A 12121-nucleotide genomic window follows, 5' to 3' on the forward strand; every position below is an offset into this window, starting at 1 on the left:
GCGTCCCTCCGGTGGTCGTGCGTGGCGATCGTGGCCCTGGCCACGATCGCCACGCACGGGTGGCGCAGCCGCATCACGGCGCCTGCTCGAGGTTCTTCGCCATGTGCTCGGGCAGCGTGCCGGTCTGGTGCCGGCCGCGGGCCAGGTACCAGGCCAGCCCGATCAGGATGACGGCCCCGATGAAGATCGGCGCGATGAAGCTGAGCACCCCGGCGCCGTAGACGTCCTCGCGCGGCCAGGCCAGGTTGATCGCCATCCCGGTGCCCCAGACGACGGCGATGATGTTGACGGGCAGGCCCCAGCGGCCCAGCGAGAAGTAGCCGTCGGTGCCCGCGCCGGGCCCGGGCCACTCGCCCTTCAGCCGCTTGCGCAGCATCGGCACCGTGACCAGCAGGTAGGCGATGTAGATCATGATGATCGCGACGCTCGTGACGGCCGTGAAGATCTGCGGGCTGCCGATGTTCACCACGAGGATGAGCACCGCCGCCACGCCGATCAGCACCGCGGGCACCACCGGCGTCTTGCGCTTGGGGTCGATCTTCGCGAGCCGGGCCCCGGCGGGCAGCGCGTTGTCGCGGGCCATCGCGAACATCAGCCGGATCGCGGCGGTGTGCACGGCCAGCGCGCAGACCGTGACCGCGATGACGATGCTGATCAGCAGCGCGATGCCGAGCGGCCCGCCGAGCACGGTGAGCACGATGAACTGCAGGCCGCCGACCTCGCTGATCTCCGGGGCGCTCAGGTCGGGCGCGGCGAGGATCGCGAACAGCAGGATCAGCCCGCCGATGACGAACGAGGCGATGACGGCGCGCAGGATCGCCGTGGGCGCGGTGCGCCGCGGGTCTACGGTCTCCTCGCCCAGCGAGCTGGCGGTGTCGAAGCCGTACATGACGTACGCGCTGGCCAGCGCGGCCACGAGGAACGCCCCGAAGTAGCCGAGGTCGGTGCCCTCGCCCAGCCCCTGGGTGTCGAACAGCACCGTCGGCGGGTTCACGATGTTCACCGCGAGCAGGACGACGAGCAGCACGGCCGCGATCAGCTCGATGAACACCCCGGCGCTGTTGATCCGGGCCATGAGCTTCACGCCGAGCGCGTTGATCGTGGTGGTGAACGCGACCAGGATCGCCCCCCAGATCACGGCGGACACGGCGAAGTCGGTCTCCCCGGTGCCGTCGCCGACGAGCTGGAAGCCGTCCCAGATCAGCGGCAGGGTGCCCTGGTAGGCGAGCACCACGGCCGTCAGCGTCACCACCGACGCGGTGAACATCATCCAGCCGGCCAGCCACGCCGTCATCGGGCTCGCGAGCCGCTTCGACCAGTTGTAGACCGACCCGGCCACCGGGTAGCGCCCGGCCAGCTCCGCGAAGCACAGCGCCACCATGATCTGGCCCGCGAACACCAGCGGCCAGCTCCACCAGTACGCCGGCCCGCCGAAGGCGTAGCCGAAGTAGAAGAGCTGGAACGTGCCGGTGAGGATCGAGATGTAGCTGATCCCGGCCGCGAAGCTGGCGAACTTCCCGATGCTGCGGTCCAGGGACTGGGAGTAGCCGAAGTCGGCCATCCCGTCGTCCGAAGGCCTGTTCTCCGTCGTACTCATCCCTGACCTCCGGTGAACCAGCCGGCGAGTTCCGGCGCGGTGTTGTGCCAGACGTGCTTGTGCTCCTGGTACTCGGCCAGTCCGGTCGGTCCCAGCTCCCGGCCGTTGCCGGAGGACTTCATCCCGCCCCACTCCGCCGCGGGGACGTAGGGGTGGTAGTCGTTGATCCACACCGTGCCGTGGCGCAGGGCCCCGGCGACGCGGTGCGCGCGCGCCATGTCGGCGGTCCAGACCGCGCCCGCGAGGCCGTACTCGGTGTCGTTGCCCAGCGCGATCGCCTCGGCCTCGGTGCGGAAGGTCTCGACGGTGAGGATCGGGCCGAACGTCTCCTCGCGGATCACGCGCATCTCGCGGGTGACGTCGGCGAGCACGGTGGGCCGGTAGAAGAAGCCGTCCTGCAGCGCTGGGTCGTCGGGCCGCTTCCCGCCCGCGACGAGCCGGGCGCCGTCGGCCAGCGCGTCGGCCACGAACCGCTCGATCTTGTCCCGCTGCGCGGCCGACACCAGCGGCCCCGACTCGGTGCCGTCGACCAGCCCGCTGCCCAGCCGGATCAGCTCGGCGCGCCGCCCGATCTCGGCGACGAGCTCGTCGTGCAGCGACTCCTCGACGATCAGCCGCGCCCCCGCCGAGCACACCTGCCCGGCGTGCAGGAAGACCGCGGTGAGCGCCCAGTCGGCGGCGAGGTCGACCGGGGTGTCGGCGAAGACGATGTTGGGGTTCTTGCCGCCCAGCTCCACCGCCACCCGCTTCACGGTGGCCGCGCTCGCCCGGATGATCGCCTGTCCGGTGAGCAGGCCGCCCGTGAAGCTGACCATGTCGACGGCCGGGTGCTCGGTGAGCGGGGCGCCGACGTCGCGCCCGCCGCCCAGCAGGATGTTGACGACGCCGGGCGGCACCCCGGCCTCCTCGCACAGCCGCACCAGCAGCACGCTCGTGAGCGGCGTGACCTCGCTGGGCTTGATCACGCACGTGTTGCCGGCGGCCAGCGCGGGCGCGAGCTTCCACGACAGCTGCAGCAGCGGGTAGTTCCACGGCGTGATCAGGACGCAGACGCCGACCGGCTCGTGCACGACGCGCGAGAGCACGTGCGCCTTCCCGACGTCGACGACGCGCCCGGCCTCCTTGTCGGCGAGGTCGGCGTAGTAGCGGAACACGGCGGTAACGTCGTCGACGTCGATGCGGCTCTCGACGATCGTCTTGCCGGTGTCGAGGGTCTCGGTGTGCGCGATCGACTCCTTGTCACGCACGAGCAGGTCGGCGATCCGGCGCAGCAGCGCGGCGCGCTCGGGGGCGGGCGTCGTGCGCCACGGGCCCGTGTCGAAGGCCACGCGGGCGGCGGCCACCGCGGCCGCCACGTCGTCGGGGCCGGCCTGGTCGACGGTCTCGACCACCGATCCGTCGAACGGGTTGATCACGTCGTCGGTGCCGCCGGATCCGGCGGTCCACGTCCCATCGATATGCAGGCTCGGCACGCGTTGATCGTCCTCGCCGGACGCGCCACGTCAAGCACTGCGCTCCAATTGACGCTTATAGTTTCGCCATGAGCAACGCTGCTGGTCGGGATGGGGGCGTGCAGTCCGTCGATCGGGCGATCTCGGTGCTCGAGATCCTGGCGCGGCGGGGCGAGGCGGGCGTCAGCGAGGTCGCGCTGGAGATCGACGTCCACAAGTCCACCGCGTTCCGCCTGCTCGGGGCGCTGGAGGGGCGCGGCCTCGTCGAGCAGGCCGAGGACCGCGGGAAGTACCGGCTCGGCTTCGGGCTGATCCCCCTGGCCGGCGCGGTGTCCGACCGGCTCGACGTCACCCGGCAGGGCCGTGAGGTGCTGGTGCGCCTCGCCGAGGAGCTGGGCGAGACCGTCAACCTGGCGGTGCTGCAGGAGCACTGGGCCGTCAACGTCGACCAGGCGCGGGGGCCCTCGACCGTCTCGACGCACAACTGGATCGGCCGCCTGACCCCCCTGCACTGCACCTCGAGCGGCAAGATCCTGCTCGCCCACCTGCCCGCCCCCCGCCGCGCCGCCCTGCTCGCCGCGTCGGGCATGGAGCGCCTCACCGGCAGCACCGTCACCCTGGCCCGCGACCTCGACGCCGAGCTCGCGGCCGTCGCGTCGCAGGGGTACGCCATCGCGGTGGAGGAGTACGAGGTGGGCCTCAACGCCGTCGCCGCGCCGGTGGTGGACCGCAGCGGCGAGGTGATCGCCGCCCTCTCCGCCAGCGGCCCGGCCTACCGCCTCGACGAGGCCCGGCTCGCCGAGCTCGTGGAGCCGGTGCGGGCGGGGGCGGCGGAGATCTCCCGGCGGATGGGATGGTTCGGCGGGTGAGATGACGCCGAGCGCTGTGCGGGGCCGCCCGCGGAGCGCTGGGTGTGCTCTCACGCGCCGAGCGCGCGCCCGATCTTCGCCACGATCTCGGTCGGCTCGCCGAACACCTCGTACTTCGTGAAGCGGTACAACCGCCACCCTGGTCGACGAGGTCGGTGCCGCGGCCGATGTCGCGCAGCACGCGCTCCGGCTCGGTGTGCACCTCCCCCTCGTACTCGATGCCGACCCGGTGCTCCGGGTACGCCAGGTCGAGCCACACCGCCCGGCGACGCCGCACGTCCTGCACCACCCACTGCACCTCCGGCGCCGGCAGCCCGCCCAGCACCAGCAGCAGCCGCAGGCGCGTCTCCATCGGAGACCCGGCCCGCCGGTCGGCGAGCCCCACCACCCGGGGCAGCCGGCGCCGACCCCGCGCCCGCGGGTACCGCGCCGCCAGCGCCAGCACCTCCTCGGGCGCGAACCGCCCGACCCTGCTGAGCGCGTCCACCGCGGCGACGGCGTCGCCCAGGTCCGGGCAGGTGCGCGCCAGGTCGTAGGCGGCGCGCCGGCGCGAGGTGACGGCCAGGCCCGCCACCTGCTCCACCTCACCGGGGCCCAGCCGGTCGCGGCGGAGGACCAGGCCCGGACAGGGGTGCACCCCGCCGCCCGGCACGACGATCTCGGCCGGGGCGTCCGGCGGACCGCAGGACGCCCGGTGCAGCTCCGCCGCCGAGTACCCGGACAGCACGCCGCGGCCCCGGGCGAACAGGTACGCCCCGGCCGACCGCAGCCGGAGGTCGGGCGGCGCGGCGCCGGCCCGCGCGTAGATGTCCGGGAACAGGCGCACGAACGCCGGCCCGCGCAACCGGCCCGGGGTGACGAGGCCCGCCGCCACCGCGGTGGACCCGCGGAAGACGGTGGGCCAGCCGGGTACGGGCACGATCGACACGCCGGGAGCATCGCCGAGCGCCCGGTCCGCCCGTGGCGTTTCGCGCCATCCCCCGTGAGATCGCCGCCGGCGCTGTGGGGTCGGGCCCCGACAGCGCTGGGCGTCATCTCACGCGAGCCGCTCCGCCACCCACGCGTGGAACTCGGCGATGTGGTGCTCGCTCGGCACCAGCACCCCACCGCCGCGGTAGGCCCGGCTGCGCATGCCGGGCTGGGTGCGCTCGCAGGCGTCGAAGTCCTGCAGGTTGACCCGGTGGAACAGCTCCACGCTCGCGTCGACGTCGCTCACGCCGGGCGCGAAGAGCCAGTCGCACTCGACGACGGTGCGGTCGGGGGCGAGCGGGGTCATCCGGTGGACGATCACGTGGTCGGGCACGAGGTTGACGAAGACCTGGGGCCGGATGGTGATGGCGTAGTAGCGGCGGTCCTGGTCGTCGGCGAGCCCCGGGAGGCGGTCGAAGCCGGCGCGGCCGTCGACGGTGAAGCCCGCCGCGTCCGGCCCGAACTCGGCGCCGTGGCCCACGTAGTACTGCGCGGCGAAGCCGTCGGCGAACTCCGGGAGCACCTCGGTGAGCTCCGGGTGGATCGTCGCGCAGTGGTAGCACTCCATGAAGTTCTCGACGATGAGCTTCCAGTTCGCGGCCACGTCGTAGCGCACGCGGCGGGCGAGGGACAGGGAGCCGACGTCGTAGCGCTCGATGGAGTCGCGGTCGCCGAGCCGCTCGACGACCGCGCCGACCACCTCGTCGTCGAAGGACGGGGGCTCCTCCCCCTCCGACAGGCAGATCCACACGTACCCGAGCCACTCGCGCAGGTGCACGGCGTGCAGGCCGTAGGCGGCGCGGTCGACGTCGGGCATCGTGGTGAGGTTCGGGGCGGCGACCAGCTCACCGGACAGCGAGTACGTCCACGCGTGGTAGCTGCACTGCAGGTTGCGCCGCAGCTGCCCGGCCTCCTCGGTGCACAGGGCAGCGCCGCGGTGGCGGCAGACGTTGAGGAAGCCGCGGACGACACCGTCGCGGCCGCGCACGAGCACGACGGACTCGCGCCCGACGGTGACGGTCCGGAACGCGCCGGGGCCGGTGAGGTCGGCGGCGAGCGCGACGCAGGTCCAGGAGCGCTCGAAGATCCGCTCCTGCTCGGCGGCGAACACCGACGCGTCGGTGTAGGCCGAGCCGGACAGGGTCGGGACGAGGCTGGACACCACGGGGGTGGGCTGCACGGCGGTCATCCGAAGCGCTCCGGGTCGAACAGGCCGATCGGGTGGGCGGTGGTGCCGGTCGTCGCGAGGTCGGCGCAGATCTCCCCGATCACCGGCACGAACTTGAAGCCGTGCCCGGAGAACCCGCAGGCGATGGTCACGTGCTCGCGGCGGCGGAGGACGAAGTGCTCGTCGGGCGTGGTCGTGTACATGCACGGCACGGCCCTGACCAGCGGTCCCGCCAGCCCCGGCAGGGTGTCGGCGACGCGCGTGCGCATCTCCTCGACCTCGGCCTCGGTGACGACGCGGTCGAGCGCGTCCGGGTCGGTGTCCTTCCCGCGGCGGAAGAACGCGACCTTCACGCCGCCGTCGGGGCCGTCCATCGACGGGAAGCCGTAGATCTGCGCTCCCCCGGCCTGCTCGGCCACGTACACCGGGTGCCCGACGAACGGCTCGACGCCGCCCGGGGGCGCGAACCAGTACTGCACCTGGCGCTCGACGCGCAGCGGCAGCCCGAGGTCGGCCAGCAGCGACGGCGCCCACGCGCCCGGGCTGACGACGACGTGCCCGGCCGTGAAGGTGCCGTCGGCGGTGCGGACGACCACGCCGTCGGCGGTCTCGGTGACGTCCAGGACCTGCTGCCCGAAGCGCAGGTCGGCGCCGTCGCGGGCGGCGAGGTCGAGGTGCGCGCGGACCGTCGCCTCGGGGCGGACGAACCCGGCGCGCTCCTCGTAGACGGCGACCTCGCCCTCGGCCGGGGTGATCGTCGGGAAGCGGGCGCGGACGGCGTCGCCGTCGAGCACCTCGTGGGGCAGCCCCCACTCCTGCGCCGCGCGCAGGCTGCCCGCGAACGTCGTGCTCTGCTCGGGGCCGAGGTAGAGGCCGCCGGTGAGCGTGAGGAGGTCGGTGTCGGCCTCCTTCTCCGCGTCGGTCCACAGCTCGTAGGCGCGCAGCAGCAGCGGCACGTAGGCCGGGTCCTCGAAGTAGGACTGGCGGATCACGCGCGAGCCGCCGTGGCTGGAGCCGCGGTCGTGCGCCGGGGTGAACCGCTCCAGCCCGAGCACCCGCACGCCGCGGGCGGCGAGGTGGCGGGCCGTGGCCGAGCCCATGCCGCCCAGGCCGACCACGATGACGTCGTAGGGAGTGCTCACGCGCGGATCCGCTTCATCTCGGGGTCGAACAGGGGCTCGGCGGCGACCACCGCCGGGAGGCGCTCGCCGAAGTACTCGACCTGCACCGGCGTGCCCGCGACGGCGGCCGCGGCGGGCAGCCAGGCGTAGGCGATGGAGGCGTCGATCGTGTAGCCGTACGCCGCGCTCGTGACGTACCCGGCGCAGGTGCCCGCGTGGAACACCGGCTCCTTGCCCATCACGACGTGCGCGGGGTCGTCGAGCAGCAGCGGGACGAGCCGGCGCGCCGGCGTGACGTCCGCGGCGGGCTTGACGGCGAACCCGACGCCGGCCTCGTACGGGTCGTGCTCGGTGGTCATGTCGGTGCCCGCCGAGCGGTAGCCCTTCTCCAGCCGCAGCGAGTTGAACGCGCTGCGCCCGGCCGCGATGACGCCGTGGCGCTCGCCGGCCTCCCACAGCAGGTCCCACAGCCGCAGCCCCAGCTCGGCGCTGCAGTACAGCTCCCAGCCCAGCTCGCCGACGTAGGACAGGCGCAGCGCCGTCACCGGCACCTCGCCGACGTGGATCCTGCGCGCGCGGAAGTAGCCGAAGCCGGTGTGCGAGACGTCGTCGCGGGTGAGCGAGGACAGCACGTCGCGCGCCCGCGGGCCCCACAGCCCGATGCAGCAGGTGCCGCCGGTGATGTCGCGGATGTGGACGTCGTCGCCCGCGGCGCGCTGGAGCACGTCGAGGTCGATGTTCGAGTTGGCGCCGACCTGGAACCGCTGCTCGCCCAGCCGCGCCACCGTGAGGTCGCTGCGGACGCCGCCGTCGCCGTCGAGCAGGAGCGTGTAGGTGACCGCCCCGGGCTTCTTGTGCAGGTCGTTGGTGGTGAGGCCGTCGAGCAGATCGAGCGCGCCGGGGCCGCTGACCTCGAGGCGCTTGAGCGGCGTCATGTCGTACATCGCGACGCGGTCGCGCGTGACCAGGGCCTCCGCCCCGGCGATCGGCGACCAGAACCGCGACGCCCACTCCCCGCGGCGCGGGATGCGACCGACCTCGGGGAGCCCGGCGTTGGCCTCGAACCACAGCGGGCGCTCCCACCCGGCGCCCTCGGTGAACACCGCGCCGAGCTCGACCTGGCGGGCGTGGAACGGGCTGACGCGCAGCGGGCGCGGCTGCACCGGCGGCTCGAGCGGGTGCAGGATGTCGTAGACCTCGACGAAGGCCTGCGTGCTGCGCGTGCGCACGTAGTCCGGCGCGAGCTGCGGCTCCTCGAAGCGGGCGAGGTCGGCCTCGTGCAGGTCGACGCCCGGCTCGCCCTCGACGAGCCAGCGCGCCACGGCCTGCGCGACGCCGCACGAGTGCGTGACCCACACGGCCTCCGCCACCCAGAACCCGGCGACGGACGGGTGCTCGCCGATCAGCGGCGCCCCGTCGGCGGTGAAGGAGAAGATGCCGTTGAAGCCGGTCTCGATGCCGGTGAGCGCGGGCAGCAGGCCACGGGCGTCGTCCCAGGAGGCGGCGAAGTCCTCCTCGGTGAACGCGAGCTTGGACGGCATCGGGTCGGCGGGGGACGTCACCGTGGGCAGGTCGTCGAGGTCGACGGGCATCGGGCGGTGGGCGTAGGAGCCGATGCCGATGCGCTCGGTGTGCTCGCGGAAGTAGAGGTCGCGGTCCTGGTGGCGCAGGATCACCGCGCTCGCCTCGCGGGTGGCGCCGGCGAGCTCGGGCAGCGGCGTGGTCGTGACGTACTGGTGCGCCATGGGCAGCAGCGGGATCGCCAGGTCGACCAGCGCGCCGGTCTGCGGGCCCCAGAACCCGGTGCACGAGACGACGCGGTCGGCGGGGACGTCACCGTGGTCGGTGCGGACGCCCGTGACGCGGCCGCGCTCGGTGAGGATCTCCAGCACGCGGTGCCCGCCGAGCACGCGGGCGCCGCGGTCGGCGGCCCGGGCCAGCTGCGCGGCGACGGCGGCGGGCGCGTTCGCCAGGCCGTCGGTGGGGGTGTGGAAGCCGCCGAGGACGTTCCCCGCGGGCAGCAGCGGGTGCAGCGCGGCGCACTCGTCGGCGTCGACCAGGCGGGAGTCGATGCCCCAGCTCTGCGCGAGGCCGTGGCGGCGGCGCAGGTCGAGCAGCCGCTCCGGGGTGGTCGCGACCTCCAGGCCGCCGACGGCGGTGAATGCGCCGAGCTCGGTCATCTTCTCGACCGTGTAGCGGGCGAACCCGGCCATCGTCCTCGACGGGTTGGTCTGGAACACCAGGCCCGGCGCGTGCGACGACGAGCCGCCCGGCAGCGGGAGCTCGCCGCGGTCGAGCACGGTGACGTCGGTCCAGCCGCGGGCGGTGAGCTCGTCGGCCACCGCGGCACCCACGACGCCGGCCCCGATGACGACGACGCGGGGACTCACGACGCGGCTTCGAACGCGGTGTCGGAGGCCACGAGGACGTAGACGTCGTCGGCGTCGACGACGACCTGGTGCGTGCGGACGGGGCGCCGCGCGACGAGGCCGTCGGGCTCCCCGGTGCGCAGGTCGAAGATCGCCGCGTGCAGCGGGCACTCGACCTCACAGCCCTCCAGCCATCCGTCGGCGAGCGAGGCGTCCTGGTGGGTGCAGGTGTCGTCGATCGCGTAGAACTCGCCGTCGGTGGTGTGGAAGACCGAGATCGGCGGGCTGAGCGGCAGGCGGCGGGCCCCGCCTCGAGGGAGGTCGCTGAGGGCGCAGACGTGAATCATGGGGGGCTCCGGAAGCGCAGGACGGAACGGCGAGCACCTGACGCAACAGACGGTGACTTCTGCCCCGGGCGCTGTCAAGGGGCTCGTGGCACCGGAAACGCGCTCGTCACGAGTGGCCGCCTAGGGTCGGGGCGTGGCTCTGGACGATCTCGGGACAGACGTGGACGTACCGGACACCGTGGGGCGGGTGGTGTCGATCGTGCCGTCGCTCACGGAGGCCGTCGCCGCCTCCGCTCCAGGGCTCCTCGTGGGCGCGACGGACTGGTGCACGCACCCCGCCGACCTGGACGTCCCGCGCATCCGCGGCACCAAGAACCCCGACGTCGAGGCGATCGTGGCGCTGCGCCCGGACCTCGTCGTGGCCAACCAGGAGGAGAACCGCGTCCCCGACCTCGACGCGCTGCGCGCCGCCGGCGTGCCCGTGTACGTCACCGACATCCGCACCCTCGACGACGCCTTCGGCTCGCTCGCCCGCATGCTCGCCGCCTGCCGCCTCCACCGACCGGCGTGGCTCGCCGAGGCCGAGGCCGCGTGGGCGGCGGTCCCGGAACCCGCGCGGCGCCGGCGCGCGGTCGTGCCGATCTGGCGCAAGCCGTGGATGGCGGTGGGGTCGGACACGTTCACCGGGGCGCTGCTGGCCCGGCTCGGCGTCGACAACGTCCTGGGCGAGGACCCGGAGCGCTACCCGCGCTTCGACCCGGCGGCGCTGCCCCCGCACGACCTCGCCGTGCTGCCCGACGAGCCCTACCTCTTCACCGCCGACGACGGGCCGGAGGCGTTCCCGGACGTCCCGTCCGCGCTGGTCAGCGGGCGGTTGCTGACCTGGTACGGCCCGAGCCTCACCGAGGCCGCCCGAGTCCTGCCGGGAGCCCTGGAGAGCTGAGCGCGCTCTACGCTTCCCGCGTGCTCCTCGTCCTCGACCTGCTCGGCGTCGCCGTGTTCGCCGCCTCCGGGGCGCTGGCCGCGGTGCACGCGCGGCTGGACGTGTTCGGGGTGGTCGTGCTGGCCGCGGTGACGGCGCTCGGCGGGGGCGTGGTGCGCGACGTGCTGGTCGGCGTCACCCCGCCGTCGACGCTGCGGCAGTGGCCCTACCTGGTGGTGCCGGCGGTCGTGGCGCTGCTGGTGTTCCGCTGGCACCCGGCGGTCGCGCGGCTGCGGCGCGGGGTGCAGCTCGCCGACGCGTTCGGGCTCGCGCTGTTCGTCACGACCGGCACCGCGGTGGCGCTGGAGACGGGGGCGCCGGCGATCACGGCGGCGCTGGTCGGGGTGATCACCGGCGTCGGCGGCGGCGTGCTGCGGGACATGCTGCTCAACGAGATCCCGACGGTCCTGCGCCGCGAGATCTACGCGCTCGCCGCCGCCGCGGGGGCGGCCGTCGTCGTGGCCGGGGACGCGCTGGCGCTGCCCCAGGTGCCGGTGGCGCTGGTGGCCGCCGTGCTCGTGGCCGGGCTGCGGGTGCTGGCGCTGTGGCGGCGGTGGAACGCGCCGCTGCCGCAGGCCTAGGGCGCTCCTAGGACCCGCCGCCCCCGCCCCCGCCGCCGTCCGCCCCGGACACCACGACCGAGGCCATCACCGCCACCATCACGGCCTGCTGCGCGGCGGCCACGACGTCGGCGACGTCGTCGCCCAGCGGGGCCTCCTCGGTGAACGCCTTGGCGCGCTTGCCCGCGGCCCGCCGGTCCGGGCGCGCGACCAGCTTCTTCACCAGGTCGGCGGGGCCGAGCAGGCCCGCGAGCAGGCGGGTGCGCGGCTCGGGGTCGGGGTCCGCGCCGGTCAGGGCGGCGGCGAGGCGGGCCTCCAGCAACGCCCGCGGCTCGGGCCCGGCGTCCGGGAAGCGCTTGACGGTGATCCCCAGGAAGGAGCCGCGCTCGTCGCGCACGATCCCCCGCCCGGCCAGCGCGACGCCGAGGGTCTCCTGCAGCTTCAGCGTGCGCGGCAGCCTGGTCAGCCAGTGGGAGGGCTTGCGCGGGCGGGCGTCGGCGGCCATCGCGTCGAGCGCGGCCTGCAGGTGCGGGCGCGGCAGCGTCGCGTACTTGTGCGCCACCACCCGGCCGTCCTCGATCGTGATCGCGGCGGCGACCGCCAGCGAGATCAGCACGGCCCCGGCCAGCGGCGCGTCGATGCCGACCGAGCTGCGGTCGCGTCCCGACACCGGGTCGCGCGAGATCAGGAACAGCTCCTCGTCCAGCGTCAGCTCCGCCACACCCTCACGGTAGCCGCCGTCCGGCGC

10 protein-coding genes are annotated in these 12121 nt (G+C 74.1%); 3 read left to right on the forward strand and 7 right to left on the reverse strand.

From position 1 onward, the window contains the following. Nucleotides 1-73 precede the first annotated feature (73 nt). Nucleotides 74-1597, reverse strand: a complete 1524-nt coding sequence (locus HOP40_RS33565) for an APC family permease (RefSeq protein WP_172167180.1) — start codon at nucleotides 1595-1597, stop codon at nucleotides 74-76. Beyond that, complete coding sequence (locus HOP40_RS33570) at nucleotides 1594-3069, reverse strand: aldehyde dehydrogenase family protein (RefSeq protein WP_172167182.1); 1476 nt, start codon at nucleotides 3067-3069, stop codon at nucleotides 1594-1596. Before HOP40_RS33570 ends, HOP40_RS33565 begins: the two co-directional genes overlap by 4 nt. Nucleotides 3070-3167: 98 nt before the next feature. Here HOP40_RS33570 and HOP40_RS33575 point away from each other — a divergent pair, with 98 nt between their 5' ends. Further along, the gene (locus tag HOP40_RS33575) at nucleotides 3168-3917 is read left to right on the forward strand and encodes an IclR family transcriptional regulator (RefSeq protein WP_172167185.1); all 750 of its coding nucleotides are present in this window, start codon (nucleotides 3168-3170) and stop codon (nucleotides 3915-3917) included. A gap of 1036 nt (nucleotides 3918-4953) precedes the next feature. Here the strand turns inward: HOP40_RS33575 and HOP40_RS33580 are convergent. Genes HOP40_RS33580 through HOP40_RS33595 form a run of 4 tightly spaced genes read right to left on the reverse strand, consistent with a single transcriptional unit; the run spans nucleotide 4954 to nucleotide 9891 of the window. Next, nucleotides 4954-6075 carry an aromatic ring-hydroxylating oxygenase subunit alpha gene (locus tag HOP40_RS33580; RefSeq protein ID WP_172167187.1) on the reverse strand — a complete coding sequence of 374 codons (1122 nt, stop codon included), beginning with the start codon at nucleotides 6073-6075 and terminating at the stop codon, nucleotides 4954-4956. Next, complete coding sequence (gene solA, locus HOP40_RS33585; RefSeq protein WP_172167189.1) at nucleotides 6072-7196, reverse strand: N-methyl-L-tryptophan oxidase; 1125 nt, start codon at nucleotides 7194-7196, stop codon at nucleotides 6072-6074. Before solA ends, HOP40_RS33580 begins: the two co-directional genes overlap by 4 nt. Continuing rightward, nucleotides 7193-9565: a GcvT family protein gene (locus HOP40_RS33590; protein ID WP_172167191.1), complete on the reverse strand. Its 2373-nt coding sequence runs from the start codon at nucleotides 9563-9565 to the stop codon at nucleotides 7193-7195. Before HOP40_RS33590 ends, solA begins: the two co-directional genes overlap by 4 nt. After that, on the reverse strand, nucleotides 9562-9891 hold the full coding sequence (locus HOP40_RS33595) for a bifunctional 3-phenylpropionate/cinnamic acid dioxygenase ferredoxin subunit (RefSeq protein ID WP_172167193.1): 330 nt from the start codon (nucleotides 9889-9891) through the stop codon (nucleotides 9562-9564). The genes HOP40_RS33590 and HOP40_RS33595 overlap by 4 nt, the downstream gene beginning before the upstream one ends. 133 nt (nucleotides 9892-10024) lie before the next feature. On the opposite strand from HOP40_RS33595, the gene HOP40_RS33600 reads away from it, so the two are divergent. Then, nucleotides 10025-10774, forward strand: coding sequence for a helical backbone metal receptor (locus HOP40_RS33600; protein ID WP_172167195.1), 750 nt, complete (start codon nucleotides 10025-10027; stop codon nucleotides 10772-10774). Nucleotides 10775-10794: 20 nt separating this feature from the next. Further along, the gene (locus HOP40_RS33605; RefSeq protein ID WP_172167197.1) at nucleotides 10795-11394 is read left to right on the forward strand and encodes a trimeric intracellular cation channel family protein; all 600 of its coding nucleotides are present in this window, start codon (nucleotides 10795-10797) and stop codon (nucleotides 11392-11394) included. Between the two features lie 7 nt (nucleotides 11395-11401). Here the strand turns inward: HOP40_RS33605 and HOP40_RS33610 are convergent, their stop codons facing one another. Further along, nucleotides 11402-12094 (reverse strand): GOLPH3/VPS74 family protein, encoded by a 693-nt coding sequence (locus HOP40_RS33610; RefSeq protein WP_172167200.1) that lies wholly within the window; start codon nucleotides 12092-12094, stop codon nucleotides 11402-11404. Between the last annotated feature and the right edge of the window lie 27 nt (nucleotides 12095-12121).

The sequence above is a fragment of the Pseudonocardia broussonetiae genome (genome assembly GCF_013155125.1).
GTDB lineage: Bacteria > Actinomycetota > Actinomycetes > Mycobacteriales > Pseudonocardiaceae > Pseudonocardia > Pseudonocardia broussonetiae.